Origin of the sequence: Clostridium bornimense, from assembly GCF_000577895.1 — a bacterium.
In the GTDB taxonomy this organism is placed as follows: domain Bacteria; phylum Bacillota; class Clostridia; order Clostridiales; family Clostridiaceae; genus Clostridium_AN; species Clostridium_AN bornimense.
Genome location: NZ_HG917868.1, coordinates 1,186,644 through 1,204,684 on the forward strand (window position 1 = coordinate 1,186,644; position 18,041 = coordinate 1,204,684).

Below are 18,041 nucleotides of genomic sequence, written 5' to 3' on the forward strand. Positions count from 1 at the left end.
TGTTATTTAGCCGCAATAAAAATGCAGTATCTCCTTTCATTAGTTATATATATAATTATAAAGTCTTTGAAATATATTTCAATAAAAGAAGATTTTTATGCATAAATATAATGAAACAAAGAGATGTAATATATTTATACAAAAATGGACAAACAATATATAGATATATCAACAAATAATGTTAAATCTATGTTAAATTTATGTTAAAACGAGTTAAGTATAGTAATATAAAACAGATATTGTATTTCAAAGGAGAGAGTGAATTGAGTGTTATTAATATGTTTATTGAACTTTTTGGAGGATTAGGATTATTTCTATTTGGAATGAATATGATGGGAGACGGATTAGAAAACTCTGCTGGTGAGAAGTTAAAAGCTGTATTAGAAAAAGTAACTAGTAATAAATATGTAGGAGTTGCAATAGGAGCATTAGTTACTGCTGTAATCCAAAGTTCTAGTGCAACTACAGTTATGGTAGTGAGTTTTGTTGATGCAGGGCTTATGACTCTTGTACAAGCAGTAGGTGTAATTATGGGGGCTAATATAGGAACAACTATTACAGCACAAATGGTTTCATTTAATTTAGACGCGATAGCACCTTTATTTATTGGATTAGGGGCTATTATTATATTATTGTCAAAGCGAAAAAAAATTAGAGATTTAGCATCAATAGCCTTAGGGTTTGGAATATTGTTTTTAGGAATGAGTATGATGTCAGAATCAATGGCTCCACTAGCAGAGTCAACTTTGTTTATGAATATATTAGATGTAATTGGAGAAAACGTATTCTTAGGACTAGCGGCAGGGCTACTTATGACTGCAATAGTACAAAGCTCATCAGCAACAACTGGAATTTTAGTAGCGTTGGCAACAACAGGAACTATAGGTATGGATGTAGCATTGCCAATAATATTAGGATGTAATATTGGTACTTGTGTTACGGCATTGTTAGCATCTATTGGATCTAATAGAGTTGCTAAGAAAGCTGCATTAATTCATTTACTTTTTAATACTATTGGAGTAATAATCTTTTTACCATTTATGAATATAGTAATAGATTTAGTGCAAAAAATAGATCCATCAGATGTTGCTAGGCAAGTGGCAAATACTCATACCATTTTTAATATTTGTGTTACTATGGTTTTATTGCCTATGTCTAAATATTTAGTAATGTTGGTTAATAAGTTGATGCCGGGAGATGATGTTATAGAACATACCGGAGCAATATATTTAGATGAAAAGTTATTAGATAATCCGATTATAGCCACAAGTCAAGTGTTTAAAGAAACAATAAGAATGGGTGAATTAGCAAAGAAAAATGTGAAGTTATCTATGGAAGGTTTTTTGGAAGATAATGAAAAATCTATGGAAATGGCATATAAAAATGAAGCTACAATAAATATGTTGGAAAAAGAGATTACAGATTATTTGGTATTGTTATCATCTCATGAATTGCCAGAGGAAGATAGTAAAATTCTTAGTTCAACTTTTCATGTAATTAATGATATTGAAAGAATCGGAGATCATGCAAAAAATATTATGGAATTAGCTGTTGAAAAGAGAAAAAATAAGATTGATATAGATGGAGAAGCAAGAGAAGAACTTATAAATATGTATAATAGGACTATTGAAGCTGTAAATTTAGCTATAGATTGCTATAGTAATAAGGATAATGAAGAAGCTAAAAAGATTAAAAATATTGAAGAGGATATAGATAGATATGAAAAAACTCTTAGAAATAACAATATAAAAAGATTAAATAGAAAAGTTTGTTGCGCCAGTGCAAGTACTATATTTTTAGATATAATTAGTAATTTAGAAAGAATAGGGGATCATTCTACTAATATAGTAGAGAGTATAGTATAATTTATTATAAACATAGGGGATGGCTTTACTACAGCAAGGTATAAATATATATTCTTAATATACCCCTTTATAGTACATTTGGAGGAATTATGAAAGAAGTAAAAGCAATAATATTTGATATGGATGGGGTAATCTTTGATACAGAAAGAGTTTACTTAGATATATGGAGTAAGGTTTTTGAAAAATACGGGTATAAAATTACAAAAGAAGTATATATATCTGTTATGGGTAGGGGTAGAAAAAAAGTAAAAGAAATTTTTATGAAGAATTTCGGAGAAAATATGCCTATAGAAGAAATGTACATGGAAAAAGATGCTATGCTTGCAAAGGTTATAGGAAATAACGAAGTTCCTATGAAATTAGGTGCTTATGATTTACTTAAGTATCTAAAAGAAAATAATTATAAGGTTGCTCTTGCTACTTCTGCAAGAAGGAATAGAGTAACAAAGCAAATAGAAGCTGCAGAAATTGAAAGTTTTTTTGATGCCATTGTTTGTGGAGATGATATTTTAGAATCTAAACCTAATCCTGAAATATTTATTAAAGCGGCGTGTAACTTAGAAGTTGATAAAGAAAAATGTATTGTTATAGAAGATTCTCCTGCTGGAATAGAAGCAGCTTATAATGCAAATATGATTGGAATCCATGTTGAGGATTTAAAAAAGGCTGATAATGATATAAAAAAGTATTGTTATAGGAGTTTTAAAAGCCTAATAGAAGTTGGAGAGTTTTTGAAAGGATAAATGAAAAAGTAGTACGATTATATATAATCTTTAGAAGATATTCTGAAATGCAACTAGTAAATTGCAGTAAAATATAAAGTTATGTAATGCAAGATTAGTTGCATAAATTATAGATGGTGACTTTCAAAATTTACTTATAGTATAATAATTATGCATTAAGATTTATTTGCACAAGAAAATCATCGAAATATAAGAAAATGTTGATTATTTTACGAAATAGTTATATATTTGAAGTATTCAAAAAAAGGGGGGCTATTATGAGTTTTACTAATATTCGTAAACTACCATCACCAGAAGAAATCATGGATATGGTACCGTTATCAGAAGATTTGAAAAAAGTTAAAGCAGAAAGAGATGAAGAAATAAAAAAGATTTTTACAGGTGAAAGTGATAAATTTGTAGTAATCATTGGTCCATGTTCAGCAGATGATGAAGATTCTGTTTGTGACTACGTAAATAGACTTGCAAAAGTAAATGATAAAGTTAAAGATAAGTTATTTATTGTACCAAGAATTTATACAAATAAACCAAGAACAACAGGTGAAGGATACAAAGGAATGTTACATCAACCAGATCCAGAAAAAGCACCTAATATTCTTGAAGGATTAATTGCTATAAGAAAAATGTTTGTAAGAGCAATAAAAGAAACTCATTTAACACCAGCAGATGAAATGCTTTATCCATGTAATCATATTTATTGTGGAGATTTATTAAGTTATGTTGCAGTAGGAGCAAGAAGTGTAGAAAACCAACAACATAGGCTTACAGCTAGTGGGGTAGATGTACCTGTTGGTATGAAAAATCCAACTAGTGGAGATTTATCAATCATGTTTAATGCTATAAAAGCAGCTAATTTACAACATGACTTTATTTACAAAGATAATGAGGTTAGAACTAGTGGTAATTCTTATGCCCATGTTATTTTAAGAGGGGCCGTAAATAGATATGGAAATAATATACCAAATTATCACTATGAAGATTTAATGAAGACTTTAGAGTTATATAATAAATATCAATTGCCAAATCCAGCTGTTATAGTTGATGCGAATCATTCAAATTCAGGAAAGCAATATGCAGAACAACCTAGAATAGTAAGTGAAATTCTTCATAGTAGAAATTACAATGGGGATATTAAAAAGTTAGTTAAAGGTGTTATGATTGAAAGTTATATTGAAGGAGGATGCCAAAAGGTTGATGAACATATATATGGTAAGTCAATTACGGATCCTTGTTTAGGTTGGGAAGAGACTGAAAAATTACTTTATTTCATAGCTGATCAGGTATAAAATAATATATATTAAGAAGGAGCTGTTGTATTAACAAATAAAAATTTGTGAGCGATAGCTCCTTTTTATGTAAGAACAAGAAAAAAGAACATCTTGACTTTGTTTTAATAATAATTATATAATAACGAAAAGAAAACTAGTCCTTTAAAGTTAGTACAGAGAGACTAATAAGGTTGGTAAATATGGAATAACAGATATATGCAAATATATGTGTATATTTGTTATGCGGACAACCTTTCTATAAATAATAGAAGGGTATTTTTTTTACAAAAGATAAGTACTGGTTTTCCTATCTATATGATTAGGAGGATATAAAATGAAACAAAAGAAGAAAATTTATGATGGAGATTATGAATTAACTAATGTACCAAGTAAAGGGAAAAAAGGCTTCTTTTCTATGTTTGTTGTAATGTTAGGATTTACTTTTTTCTCTGCTAGTATGTTAACAGGAGGAAATTTAGGAACTGGACTTAGCCTCAAAGAATTTTTTATTGCTGTGATTATAGGTAATTTAATATTAGCTTGTTATACAGGAGCATTAGCGTATATAGGATCAGATACAGGATTATCAATGCATTTGCTAGCTAGATATTCATTTGGAGAAAAAGGTTCTTATCTTGCATCTTTTGTAACAAGCATAACGCAAATTGGATGGTTTGGTGTAGGAATTGCTATGTTTGCGATACCAGTATCAAATAGATTAAATATTAATTTGTACTTATTGGTAGCAATAACAGGAATATTAATGACAGCTACTGCTTATTTTGGTATGAAGTCATTAACTATTCTTAGTGCAATAGCTGTTCCAGCTATAGCTATCCTTGGGAGTTCTTCTGCATATATGGCAGCAGATTCAGTAGGGGGACTTCAAGGACTAATGAATATAGAACCGGAAAGTAAAATGGCTTTAGTTACGGCAGTAACATTATGTGTAGGATCATTTATTAGTGGAGGAACTGCTACACCGGACTTTACAAGGTTTGCCAAAAATAGAAAAATAGCAGTTTCAACAACAGTAATAGCATTTTTTATTGGTAATACACTGATGTTCATTTTTGGGGCTATAGGTGCGATGGTAACAGGAAATTCAGATATAGCAGATGTTATGTTTTCACAAGGATTGTTAATACCAGCGATAATAGTTTTAGGTTTAAATATATGGACAACTAATGATAATGCAATTTATACTGCAGGACTTGGTTTATCGAATATTACAAAGCTACCTAAAAAGAAGTTAGTTATAATTTCAGGTGTTGTAGGAACTATAGGCGCAGTATGGTTAAATAATAATTTTACAGGGTTTTTAACATTTTTAAACTCAATGCTCCCACCAGTAGGAGGAATAATTATTGCAGATTATTTTATTATAAAAAAGAGAAAGTATGATGAAATTCAAAAAGCAGAATTCAAAAATATAAATTGGATAGCAATAGTATCATTTATAATAGGATTTTTAGTTTCAAATATTATTAATGTAGGTGTTATAGCAATAAACGCTTTAGTTGCAACAATAATATCGTATATTATTGGAACAAAATTATTTCATAAATAAAGGACGGTGCATTTATGTTAATTAGAAATGTAAGAATATTTGATAATGATGAAGGTTTAGTTGATATAAGAATAGAAGATGGTAAGTTTACAGAAATAAGTACAAAATCTCTTTCAATAAAAGAAAATGAAGAAGTAATCGAAGGAAATGGATTGTTAGCTTCAGCACCATTTATTGAGCCACATATTCATCTTGACACTACATTAACAGCAGGAGAACCAAAATGGAATAAAAGTGGTACGTTATTTGAGGGAATAGAAAGATGGTCTGAAAGAAAAGAATTGCTTACTTTGGATGATGTTAAAAAGAGAGCGAAGAAGGCTATAGAATGGCAAGTGGCAAATGGAATACAATATATAAGAACCCATGTAGATGTAACTGACGAGAATTTAACAGCATTAAAGGCAATGATAGAAGTAAGAGAGGAAATGAAGGATTATGTAACTTTACAAATTGTTGCATTTCCACAAGAAGGTATACTTTCATATCCTGATGGTCTTAATTTATTAGAAGAAGCATTAAAGCTTGGTGCTGATGTAATAGGAGCAATTCCACATTTTGAATTTACAAGAGAGTATGGCGTTGAATCAATAAATAAAATGTTCGAGTTAGCATTAAAATATAATGTTCTGGTAGACGTACATTGTGATGAAATTGATGATGAACAGTCAAGATTTTTAGAAACTGTAGCTACGAGGGCTCTAGAAACAGGATTGAAGAATAAAGTTACAGCTAGTCATACTACAGCAATGCATTCATATAATAATGCATATACTTATAAGCTATTTAGATTATTAAAGATGTCAGAAATAAATTTTGTATCAAATCCACTAGTAAATACTCATCTTCAAGGAAGATTTGATTCTTATCCAAAAAGAAGAGGAATAACAAGAGTTAAAGAATTGAATGAGGCTGGTATTAATGTATGTTTTGGCCATGATGATATATTTGATCCATGGTATCCTATGGGAACTGGTAATATGTTAGAAGTAGTACATTTTGGATTACATGTATGTCAAATGATGGGGTATGATGATATAAATGAATCTTTAAAGTTAATTTCTAGTAATAGTGCTAGAACATTAAATATTGAAAATGAATATGGTATTGAAGTTGGTAATGATGGAAATTTAATATTGCTTAATGCTGACAGTGGATATGACGCAGTGAGAAGAAGAGCTGAGGTACTATATTCTATTAGAAAAGGTAAAGTAATTGCTAAAACAAATCCAAAAGAAACTAAGGTATATTTACAAGAAGAAAAAGAAGTTGACTATAAAAAATAAGAGATAAAAAAGTGTTGCTCTAGATAAGATTATTTTGGGCAACACTTTTCATTTAACAAATTAATAACAAATTGTTAGTGGTATTTACAGTAATAAAATATATTGATACTATAGAAATGAAATGCTTAAAAATGTTAGGAGGTACGTATAGTGATAATAGAACCAAAAGTAAGAGGATTCATTTGTACTACTGCTCACCCTGATGGTTGTATGGAAAATGTTAAAAGACAGATTGAGTATACAAAAAATAAGGGAAAAGTAAATGGTGCTAAAAAAGTCTTAATAATAGGTTCATCTACTGGATATGGACTGGCTTCAAGAATTGCTGTTACATATGGAGAGGGAGCGTCAACGCTAGGAGTTATGTTTGAAAAAGAAGCTACAGAACGTAAACCAGCATCAGCAGGATGGTATAATACTGTCGCTTTTGAAAAATTCGCTAAGGGAGATGGATATTATGCAAAATCTATAAATGGTGATGCTTTTTCAAAAGAAGTGAAAGATAAGGTTATTGAAACAATAAAGAATGATCTAGGAAAAGTTGATATGGTTATTTATAGTTTAGCAGCTCCTAAAAGAAAAACAGAAGATGGAACTATTTATAATTCAACTTTAAAGACTACAGAAGGAAATTTTACTAATAAGTCATTAGATTTAAGAAATAATATAGTAGTAGAAGCGACAATACCGATGGCTAATGAAAAAGAAATACATGATACTATTAAAGTTATGGGGGGAGAGGATTGGAAACAGTGGATAAAATGTTTAGCTGATGCAGATGTGTTAGAAGATGGTGCAATTACTATGGCTTATTCATATATAGGACCAGAACTTACATATCCAGTATATTACAATGGAACCATTGGCATGGCTAAGAAGGATTTATATAATACATCAGTAGATATTAATAATGAGTTTCATGATAAAGGAATTAAAGCATATATTTCTATAAATAAAGCTATAGTGACACAAGCAAGTTCAGCAATTCCAATTGTTCCTCTTTATATGTCTATTTTATATAAAGTTATGAAAGAGAAGAACATACATGAAGGATCTATTGAACAAATGAACAGGTTATTCCGTGAAAAGTTAAATAAAGGCAATGTTATAGTAGATGAGAAGAATAGAATTCGTTTAGATGATTATGAAATGAGAAAAGATGTGCAAGAACAAGTTATGGAATATTGGGAAAAGGTTAATTCAGAAAACATAAATAATTTTGCAGATATAGATGGATATTGGAATGATTTTTATAATATGTTTGGATTTAAATTTGATAATGTAGATTATTCTAGAGATATTAATTTAGTATAAAATAGCAATTTATATTAAAGCATACTTTTTAAAATGAGATATACTTATTATAAGAGGAGGTGCTTATAATATGGAGGATAATCAAAAAATTATATATGGTGTCATAGATTTTATTGAAAAAAATTTATCTGAAAAATTAAGTTTAGAAGATATAGCCAAAATAGCTGGATATTCAAAATATCATTTGCATAGAATGTTTCTAAGTAAAGTTGGATGTACAATTCATCAATATATTCGAAAAAGAAGATTAACAGAAGCTGCAAGGAAACTTGTTACTACAGAGAAAACAATATTCGAAATTGCTTTAGATTGTGGATATGAGACACAACAATCGTTTACTTTTGCATTTACTAATTTTTATGGTATTTCACCGCTTATATATAGAAAAATAGGTGAATTTAAACCTTTAGAGTTAAATTATATTAAATCGAAGGAACAACGTAATATGTTTAAGTGTTATGGGGAGATGGTAGCATGAGTTTAGTTCCTAATGTAATAGAGCAAACAAATAGTGGAGAAAGAAGTTATGATATATACTCTAGATTATTAAAAGATAGAATTATTTTTTTATCTGGAGAAGTAAATGACGAAATGGCATCTTTGATTGTGGCACAGTTACTTTTTTTAGAGTCAGAAGATCCTGATAGAGACATACAATTGTATATAAATAGTCCAGGAGGATCAGTAACAGCAGGATTTGCAATTTATGATACGATGAAATATGTTAAGTGTAATATAGCAACTATATGTATTGGATTGGCAGCTAGTATGGGAGCATTTCTTCTTGCTGGTGGAACAAAGGGAAAGAGATATGCCCTTTTAAATTCTGAAATTATGATTCATCAGCCATCCGGAGGAAGCAAAGGGCAAGCAACTGATATAAAGATTATGGCTGATTATATATTAAATAATAAAAGAAAATTAAATAAAATTTTAGCTGAGAATACAGGAAAGTCTATTGAAGAAATTGAAAGAGATACAGATAGAGACAATTTTATGAATGCTGAAGAAGCAAAAAAATATGGAATTATAGATGAAGTAATAAGTAAAAAAAATAAGTAAATAATTATTATAAAATAACTATGTAAATGTGAATTTAAAATGCTATCGCAAAAATGAATTTCATTCGTTTTTGCGATAGTTTTTTTATATATAAATATCTTTATACAATCTTAACATTCTTATAAAATTTCCTAACACTATCATAATTCTTACCATGCTATACTGATTACAGTAAATTCAAAGGAGGAATATTAATGGGAACAGTTATAGTAATTATATGAATAGATAATGTATGTTAATACAATGTAAAGAACTTACAATTGAGACAATAAAACAAATTATTTTAATTAAAATAGTGAAAAAATAATACAGATATTATATAATATAGTATTATGAGATAATTTATAGCTCATTTTATTATAAATTAGAAAAAATTAAAGGAAAGTGGGTAAATATATTTGGTGGCTAAGAAGGATTGTGAAAATAGAAGGAGTTTCTTTAGAGTAAATTTAGATATACCAATGTGTAGTAAGTTAACTATACTATATGTTAATGGTAAAGAAGTTAGCAAAGGTTATACACCTATATGTATTGAAGATATTGGTGCTGGTGGAGTAAAATTTAAATCTAGATTAGATATACCGATAAATAATACAATAACTCTTGGAATAGATTTTTCTATATATGAAGAAGATCATTTAGTGCCAGCATTGGTAGTCTGGAAAAAAGAATTATATGATGGACTTTTTGAATATGGATGTAAGTTTGATATATTAGAAGCAGAAAGGGAAAAATATATAGCTATATTTAACAAGTTTTCTGTTTCATGTAGTAAAAGTGTACAAAGTCCATATAAAGAATGTAATCCAAAGAGGTGCAAATTAGGGATTTAGTTAATGGTGAGAATTTATGTTGATGGCTATTATATATTGATTAAAGTGATAAAATGTAATATGATAAATTAAAGAATTTGCAATATGACTTTAATTTATGAATGGAGTAACAATTTATGAAAAAACTTATTGATCAAATATTTAAATTTGGAATTATAGGAGCATTAGCTTTTGTTATTGATTACGGAATTATGATTTTACTTACAGAAGTATTTAATGTAAATTACTTAATTTCTTCTGGAATTTCATTTACTATATCAGTTATATTCAATTACATATGCAGCATGAAATATGTATTCGTTGGTCGTGACGATATGAGTAGAGAAAAGGAATTTATTATTTTTGTTATACTTAGTGTTATAGGATTAGGTATTAATCAAATAATAATGTGGTTGATGGTAGATAAATTAGGAATATTCTATGCTATTGTTAAATTATTTGCAACAGCAGTAGTAATGGTGTGGAATTTTGTTACGAGAAAGATTTTTTTAGAAAAAAAATAATTTTATAGTGATATTTTTTATAAGAGGGTTATGTGATTAAATCAATAGCCCTCTTTAATTATAGTTATCATTAGGATAGATTGGTATAATTAAGAAGATAATATGTTATAATGTAATTATAACAAGCTAGAATTATATTCAGGAGAGTAGATAAAATGACAAAGAAAAATTTAAAAGAATACTTCTTAATAACTATTGGTATTATCTTAGTCGCTATATCAATAGAATATTTTTTTGCACCTAATAATTTAGCGGCTGGTGGAGTTACAGGATTAGCCATAGTTTTAAATTATTTATTTCCGTATATTGGAGTAGGAATACTAACATTAATAATTAATTTATTATTGTTTGCAGTGGCATTTGTAATTTTAGGAGGCAATTTTGGTAAAAAAAGCATATTTGCTACTATAGAGTTATCTGTAGTGATGTGGATAATAGAAGAGTTTTTAAATCCTTTCGCTATTACTTCAGATCTAATAATAGCGACAATCTTTGGAACGATAATTTCCGCTTTTGGAATGGCTATTGTGTTTAATAACAATTCTTCCACAGGAGGAACAGATATATTAGCTAAAGTCATGAATAAATTTTTACATATTAATATTGGAATATCATTGTTAATTATAGACATTATAATTACTTTTTTTGCAGCAATAGTATTTGGATTGGATATAGGATTTTATTCTATGTTAAGTGTGATAATATTAGGTATAACAATTGATAGATTTATAGATGGTTTTAATACTTCAAAAGAGATTATTGTAATGACTAAAAAGGAAAATGAAGTGAAAGATTTTATTATTAATGATCTTTCAAGAGGTTGTACATATTTAAAAGGAACTGGTTGTTATTCAGGGAAAGATATAAATGTAATTTATGCTATTTTAAGTAGAAATGAATTTATTAAATTAAAAAGATATATAAAAGATATTGATCATAAGGCATTTATAAGTGTTAGAGAGTCCCATGAAGTTCTAGGAGAAGGATTTAAGGAAATAGAGTAAAGCTTATAAAAAAGGGCTGTTATGTGAATTAAAAAGAGGCTATCGTTCACAAATTCTTATTTGTTATTGTAATAGCCTCTTTTTATTAAAGGAGGGTGTAAGATGCAAAAAACTAATGCCATGAGGTTTTTAGATAAGAATAAAATAAAGTATGATGTTCATCAATATAAGAGTGATGATGGACATATAGATGGTATTGCGGTGGCGAACAAATTAAATCAAAATCCTAAGCAAGTGTTTAAAACTTTAGTGTCACAAGGAACCTCGAAGGAATTATATGTGTTTGTAATACCAGTGAATAATGAGTTAAATTTAAAAAAGGCAGCTCTAATTTCATCTGAAAAGAAAATAGAAATGTTACATGTGAAAGATATAAATAGATATACAGGGTATATAAGAGGTGGCTGTTCTCCTTTAGCAATGAAAAAGCAATATAAAACCTTTATTGATAATTCAGCAACAGAATTTGATACAATAATTTTTAGTGGTGGAAAGATAGGCATGCAAATAGAGGCTAATGCGTTAGAAGTTGCAAAAGTTATAAATGCTGAATTTGCAGATCTAACTTCTAATTAATCCTATAAAAAAATGTTATATTAAATGGATAATAATTATTATAAAATATCTATTGTATGTGATATTATTTTTGTAGTATCATTTTATATACAAAGGAACAATTAGTATTATAGGAGGATAAAATGCTAAAAATAGGATGTCATTTATCAACTACTAAGGGATTTACGAACATGGGAAAAGAGGCTCTAGAAATAGGGGCCAATACTTTTCAATTTTTTACACGCAATCCTAGAGGTGGTAAGGCGAAAGCGATAGAAGAGAAAGATATACAAGGTCTTATTAAGATAATAAATGAAAATAATTTTGCAAAAATATTAGCTCATGCACCATATACATTAAATGGATGTTCAGCTGATGAAAACACTAGAAGATTTGCTATTGAAATGATGGCGGATGATTTAAAAAGAATGGAGTATTTACCAAATAATCTATATAATTTTCATCCAGGATCTCATGTTAAGCAAGGGGTAGATGTAGGAATTAGTTATATAGTAGATATGCTTAATGAAGTTTTAATGCCAAATCAAACTACAAAAGTATTATTAGAAACTATGGCTGGAAAAGGAACTGAAGTAGGAAGAAATTTTGAAGAAATAGCCGAAATAATCAATAGAGTAGAATTGAAAAATCATATGGGAGTATGTTTAGATACATGTCATATATATGATGCTGGATATGATATTGTTAATGATTTAGATAAGGTTTTGGAAGAATTTGATAAAATAATTGGATTAGATAGATTATATGCAATTCATTTAAATGATAGTAAGAATCCTTTTAAAAGTCATAAAGATAGACATGAAAAAATTGGAGCTGGATTTATAGGAATTGATGCAGTAAAGAATATAATAAATCATCCTAAATTAAAGCATCTTCCATTTTTTTTAGAAACACCTAATGAGTTAGATGGTTATGCAAAAGAGATAGATTTATTAAAAAGCATTTATGAAGAGTAAAAGGTTGGGGGCTGTCGCAAGAACGAATGAATTTTCGTGAGCGATGGCTTCTTTTATTATGGCACGTATAGAAAGCACAGAGAGTAAGTGAAAATTTCTGGCGTCATCTACTTGTGTCTTGAGTTTTGTTATAGCAAACTTACTGAAGAAAGCTGCCACACTCTTCGTGTAACAGCTCATTTTAAATTTACTATTTAGTTTATACTAGAGTCATAGCTTTTATTATGTTAATAACGGATATTAATATATCTTTAAAGTCTTCATGAAAGTGGCTAGGTATGCTAGTTATCGATATAGGATTTTCATTAATAATAATGTTTTTTTCATCTACATCAAAAGAATTAATATCTTTATAAAAAATAAAGTTACAACTTGACCATGGGTTCTTCCAATATATCGCTTTATTAGTTAAAAAGATGTTTTCTCTAGAACCATTCAATTTGATATTATCAAATAAAAAATATCCTTGTTCTTCGATGCTATCATCTATATATAATTCAGTGGCAGCAGCAAATTTCTTTTTGCTATGTTCATTTTCATTAAAAGTAAATATCATGGCACGAATTTTAGTATTACAAATATCATTAAGAAGTTTTGATATATTTAAGTCTATAGATTTAGTATAATCAATTTCGAATTTGTAAGAGCTATCAATATCATAATTAAATAACTTGTTCAATTTTAATTGATTTATAAGTGGTTTTCGTACATGAGGATCTATTCCAATTTCAATACGCAATCTATAAAGCAATAATTCTAATGAGTTTTTAAAATTAAATCTATCACTTATAGGAATAGAGTTATATTCTATTTCTATATCATTAACTAATAATTTATCATTAATAAAGCTTATTTTATTTATTGAGTTTATATCGATTTTTATAAAGTTTTTCATAAAAGGTTTGTAGTATAAGGCTTTATTAGTAACGACAAATCCATCTTTTCCAGTATTAAATGCAGTGCTGTCATAAAGAATTAGAGGAATTTCATCTTTTATATTAGCGTAACAGTTAATAGCATTTTCAAGTTTGATTTTATTGGAATCGTCAATTGATGGAAACATTTTTATTAGTTTATTTGAATTAAATGTAGATATAATTGCTTCTAGATCTTTATTTAAATTTCCAGTCAAAGATCCTTTTATCTTATGATATAATCTGTTCTTAAATAATTTATTTTCTAATATTAATGTTGTTTCACCAAAACAAGGATTTAGATTATTGCCATTACCTAAATATTGATATCTTAAATTAAGTATATCTTTTAGATTATATCCGTTATACAATTTTATATATTTTATCATATAAATAATATATTCTACAAATTGCAGAAATAAATCTCTTTCATTTACTGGAATCATTGAGATAACAGTACTTTCATTGTTGAAGTATATTTCATTGTTATCTATCTTTATATTGGTGATATTCATAATATTCATTGCTATGTTCTCTTTATAATTATTAGTAAAATATATATATTCTGTTGATATCAACAATCCTTCTAATATTTGACAATTTGAATTTTCTTCATAAAGTATTAGTGGAATATCACTATTAAAATATGCAAAGTTTTCAAATGCCTGAAAAACTTTTTCTTTTATACTGTCAGTTATTGATTCATATATATAAAAAGTATTGTTAAATGGGTGAAAATCTAAAGAAGATTTAATATTTTTAAATAAATGTTTACTGAACTTGAATTTTAATTCGTTGTAAAAGACATTATTTTTAAGGTCTTTTTCAAAAATTTTAGCAGCGTTTTCATAAATAGAAAAAATTTCATTATTATAATTAATTTTTATTAATGCTTTTTCTCGAGCTTTATGATAGTCTATAAAGAAATATTCAGCATAATTTTTTAGATTGTATATTCCATCAAGACTATGAATCATAGCCAAAGTATAATAATCTTCGTTTAGTGGGTATTCAATAAGCATTTCCACTATCTTATCTAAAATAATATTTTCAGTATAATAATCATTTTTTAAATTTTTATATATTTCAATTGAATGTTTTTTATTATTTTCATTAAAAAGGCAAGGGATTTTTTCTCCGTATATTTCAAAAGATACTTTTCTAATTGCTAATTTAAAGTTCAAAATATCTTGAGATATATTATCACATAAATTATTTATAAAATCTGGATTTGAGTAGAGTTTCTTTAATTCCCATTCACCTTGAGTTACTGTTTTTATATTATCTATAGCTATAGCTACATTATTCATTCTACGTGAAATAGCTTTTTTTGTAACAGTAGTTATTGTTCCATTATTTAAGCTATTTTTAAGAGTATTAGTTAAACTATTAAATCTTTGTTGTAAAAGATTTAATTTTTTAAATTTATCCAAATCTATTATATTTTTGGTAGCCTTTTCTACTTCTAGATATTTATCCTTTAATTCAAGTATTTCTGTTAAGAATGATGTGCAATTTTCTTTTATAACAGGCATTATACAATCATAAAAATTATTATATTTAAAGTTTTTACCAAAAATTTCAGCTGTCTTAATAGCATCATTAATGAAAGGCATTATACTATTTTCGCAAAAATTTATTAATCCTAAAATATCTGTATAATCTTTATTGTAGCTGTTCATAAGGAGGTTTTTAGCATCATCTGCTAATTTATCATAATACATTTCAAAGTATAGATATTCTTTAGTAAAAGGGTGTAAGAGAACTTTTTTGTTTCCAATGGGAAATATAATGTGGTTATGTGCAACATCAAGTATATATCCATTAGAGTCAGTAATTTCATTGTTATCATATGGATATTCTTTTGTTTTTTCTAATTGTAATAAATCTTGTTTATCGAATGCCATTTTGATCCTCCATTTTGAAAATATAAACTCACACTATATATTATATATAAAAATACATAAAATGGTACAATATTTTGTAAAAAAATAGATTTTTATGTAGAAAAGTATAAATAATATAAATTCTCAATGATATATTAACAAAATGTAAAGAAAATGAATAAATTGAAATTAGTTCTTGTAATTTTCACTGAAAGATATGTATAATAGTAATAAGTAAATGTTTTCATTTGTTTAAAGGGGGATAAATTATGAGGAATATTAGAATTTTATATGTATGTACAGAAGATGAAATAAAGAAGGTGGAAGATATAGCAACAAATGTTTGGAATGAACATTATATATCTATAATTGAAAAAGAACAAATTGAATATATGGTTAGTAAATTTCAATCTCGTGATGCTATAAAAAGACAAATAAAAAATGATGGTTATAAATATTGTATATTAAATTTTAAAGGATCCAATGTTGGATATATAGCTTTTAAAAAAGAAGGAAATCAAATATATCTTAGTAAATTATATGTTGAGAAAGAGTATCGTAACAATGGTATAGCTGAGATTGCTATAAAGCATTTATTGCATATATGTGATAGAGATGGACTAGAAAAAATATGGTTGAATGTGAATAAGAAAAATTGTAAATCTATAGAAATTTATGAGAAGATGGGATTTGTTAAGACAGCAGAGAAAGTAACAAATATAGGTTCTGGGTATATAATGGATGATTATATAATGGAGAAAGCTGTATAGGTTAGTGAAAATAGTGAATATATTACTTCTTACTTAATTCATTATAAAAATAGGTTTGATGCACAATGATAATTTAATTTATTGTGCATCATTTTTTATGGAATAAAATATTGTTGATGATGAGTAATAAATTTTATATAATTTTCATAGAATTGCTTTGTAAGGTGGAATAGATTATGAATGATATTCAATTTAGAAGTGTAAAATTAGAAGATTTACATAGATTAAAAAATATATATACATATTATATAGAAAATTCTACTGCTACTTTTCATATTAATAAAATTTCTGATGATGAAATGAAGAAGATATTGTTCAGTGAAGATAATCTATATGAGAGTTTTGTAATAATGGATGGGAATAAGATCATAGGATATGTACTGCTAGCTCCATATAGTAAAAGGGAGGCATTTAGAATAAGTGCAGAGGTAACTATTTATTTAGATAATAATGTAACTAGTAAAGGCATAGGATATATAGCATTAGAATTTATTGAAGAAGTTGCTAGGAAGAAAGGAATAAGAACACTTTTATCTCTTATATGTGGTGAAAATTATAAAAGTGTAAAATTGTTTGAAAAAGCGGGATTTTACAAGTGTGCTCATATGAAGAATGTTGGTAAAAAGTTTGATAGAATATTAGATTTACTTATTTATGAAAAAGAATTACTATAATAGTTTATTAAATTGACAATTTAATTTTACATTGTTATATTTAAATATAACTAAATTAAAATTAAAGGAGATTTACATATGATAAAAATTTATTCTACATCTTGGTGTCCAGCATGTATAAAGGCAAAAAAATTCTTTGATATGAAAGGATGGGAATATACAGAAATAAACGTGGCAGATGCTCATGAGGATAGAGAAGAGGTAATGAAGGTATCAGGGCAAAGGACTGTACCAGTTATTGATATAGATGGAGAAATAATTGTAGGATTTGATAAAACAGCTATAGAAACTGCAATGAATAAATAGAAAACGAGGCTCTCGCAATAACAAATGAAAGTTTGTAGGCGAGAGCCTTTTTTTATTCATAATTTGTAATTAAGGTGGGGGTTGTCGTAATAACCAATGAATTTTCGTGAGAGATAGTTCATTTTATCATGGCACAGGTTAGAAGGAACAGGGCAAAAATAAGGTGAAAATTCTTATTTGGGAAGAATTTTATTATAGTCCCGCGGACGGCAAAGTGCTTTAATATTTATTATAAATACAAAAACTATAGTATAATTCGTAATCTACGATTCATGAAAGTGCAACCTTCATAAGCTTTCTTTAACGACTTTTATATTAACTATAATCTAAGTAAAAGAAATAGTATAACTTATAATATTCAACTTAACACTTAAAATTTCATCTATACCTTGTTCTTTGTGCTTTACTTTTTATCCATCAAACTTAATGAGAAAAGCTAACAAACTCTTCGGGTAATATCTCTTTGAATTATAGATATCATTGAGATTTATTTTACAATTGAAATTATAAT

Annotated in this window: 17 protein-coding genes; 16 read left to right on the forward strand and 1 reads right to left on the reverse strand. The window is 27.3% G+C overall.

Annotated features, from left to right (window positions below; translation table 11 throughout):
• Window positions 1–263: 263 nt before the first annotated feature.
• From CM240_RS05220 to CM240_RS05280, 13 genes are all read left to right on the forward strand, one after another.
• Entirely contained in the window at window positions 264–1,865 is a 1,602-nt protein-coding gene (locus tag CM240_RS05220) for a Na/Pi cotransporter family protein (protein WP_084485379.1), read from the forward strand.
• Between the two features lie 89 nt (window positions 1,866–1,954).
• Window positions 1,955–2,608 (forward strand): HAD family hydrolase, encoded by a 654-nt coding sequence (locus tag CM240_RS05225; RefSeq protein WP_044037134.1) that lies wholly within the window; start codon window positions 1,955–1,957, stop codon window positions 2,606–2,608.
• Window positions 2,609–2,865: 257 nt separating this feature from the next.
• Window positions 2,866–3,894: a 3-deoxy-7-phosphoheptulonate synthase gene (locus CM240_RS05230; protein ID WP_044037135.1), complete on the forward strand. Its 1,029-nt coding sequence runs from the start codon at window positions 2,866–2,868 to the stop codon at window positions 3,892–3,894.
• 316 nt (window positions 3,895–4,210) lie between these two features.
• Window positions 4,211–5,446, forward strand: a complete 1,236-nt coding sequence (gene codB / locus CM240_RS05235) for a cytosine permease (RefSeq protein ID WP_044037137.1) — start codon at window positions 4,211–4,213, stop codon at window positions 5,444–5,446.
• Between the two features lie 14 nt (window positions 5,447–5,460).
• Window positions 5,461–6,732, forward strand: coding sequence for a cytosine deaminase (gene codA / locus CM240_RS05240; RefSeq protein ID WP_044037139.1), 1,272 nt, complete (start codon window positions 5,461–5,463; stop codon window positions 6,730–6,732).
• Window positions 6,733–6,882: 150 nt separating this feature from the next.
• Window positions 6,883–8,046: an enoyl-ACP reductase FabV gene (gene fabV, locus CM240_RS05245; protein WP_044037141.1), complete on the forward strand. Its 1,164-nt coding sequence runs from the start codon at window positions 6,883–6,885 to the stop codon at window positions 8,044–8,046.
• A 70-nt stretch (window positions 8,047–8,116) separates the two neighbouring features.
• Window positions 8,117–8,524: a helix-turn-helix transcriptional regulator gene (locus CM240_RS05250; RefSeq protein ID WP_051483704.1), complete on the forward strand. Its 408-nt coding sequence runs from the start codon at window positions 8,117–8,119 to the stop codon at window positions 8,522–8,524.
• Window positions 8,521–9,108, forward strand: a complete 588-nt coding sequence (gene clpP, locus CM240_RS05255; protein WP_044037143.1) for an ATP-dependent Clp endopeptidase proteolytic subunit ClpP — start codon at window positions 8,521–8,523, stop codon at window positions 9,106–9,108. Before CM240_RS05250 ends, clpP begins: the two co-directional genes overlap by 4 nt.
• Before the next feature lie 401 nt (window positions 9,109–9,509).
• Window positions 9,510–9,941 carry a PilZ domain-containing protein gene (locus tag CM240_RS16775; RefSeq protein ID WP_242838499.1) on the forward strand — a complete coding sequence of 144 codons (432 nt, stop codon included), beginning with the start codon at window positions 9,510–9,512 and terminating at the stop codon, window positions 9,939–9,941.
• Window positions 9,942–10,057: 116 nt separating this feature from the next.
• On the forward strand, window positions 10,058–10,444 hold the full coding sequence (locus CM240_RS05265; protein ID WP_044037144.1) for a GtrA family protein: 387 nt from the start codon (window positions 10,058–10,060) through the stop codon (window positions 10,442–10,444).
• Window positions 10,445–10,599: 155 nt separating this feature from the next.
• The gene (locus tag CM240_RS05270) at window positions 10,600–11,448 is read left to right on the forward strand and encodes a YitT family protein (RefSeq protein WP_044037146.1); all 849 of its coding nucleotides are present in this window, start codon (window positions 10,600–10,602) and stop codon (window positions 11,446–11,448) included.
• A gap of 102 nt (window positions 11,449–11,550) precedes the next feature.
• Window positions 11,551–12,024 carry a Cys-tRNA(Pro) deacylase gene (gene ybaK, locus CM240_RS05275; protein WP_044037148.1) on the forward strand — a complete coding sequence of 158 codons (474 nt, stop codon included), beginning with the start codon at window positions 11,551–11,553 and terminating at the stop codon, window positions 12,022–12,024.
• 122 nt (window positions 12,025–12,146) lie between these two features.
• The gene (locus tag CM240_RS05280) at window positions 12,147–12,980 is read left to right on the forward strand and encodes a deoxyribonuclease IV (protein ID WP_044037150.1); all 834 of its coding nucleotides are present in this window, start codon (window positions 12,147–12,149) and stop codon (window positions 12,978–12,980) included.
• 199 nt (window positions 12,981–13,179) lie between these two features.
• On the opposite strand, the gene CM240_RS05285 is transcribed toward CM240_RS05280, so the two are convergent.
• Complete coding sequence (locus CM240_RS05285; RefSeq protein WP_044037151.1) at window positions 13,180–15,801, reverse strand: hypothetical protein; 2,622 nt, start codon at window positions 15,799–15,801, stop codon at window positions 13,180–13,182.
• Window positions 15,802–16,049: 248 nt separating this feature from the next.
• Here CM240_RS05285 and CM240_RS05290 point away from each other — a divergent pair, with 248 nt between their 5' ends.
• From CM240_RS05290 to CM240_RS05300, 3 genes are all read left to right on the forward strand, one after another.
• Window positions 16,050–16,550, forward strand: coding sequence for a GNAT family N-acetyltransferase (locus CM240_RS05290; RefSeq protein ID WP_044037153.1), 501 nt, complete (start codon window positions 16,050–16,052; stop codon window positions 16,548–16,550).
• Window positions 16,551–16,726: 176 nt separating this feature from the next.
• Window positions 16,727–17,224: a GNAT family N-acetyltransferase gene (locus CM240_RS05295; protein ID WP_044037155.1), complete on the forward strand. Its 498-nt coding sequence runs from the start codon at window positions 16,727–16,729 to the stop codon at window positions 17,222–17,224.
• Between the two features lie 78 nt (window positions 17,225–17,302).
• Complete coding sequence (locus CM240_RS05300) at window positions 17,303–17,530, forward strand: glutaredoxin family protein (RefSeq protein WP_044037157.1); 228 nt, start codon at window positions 17,303–17,305, stop codon at window positions 17,528–17,530.
• Window positions 17,531–18,041 lie beyond the last annotated feature (511 nt).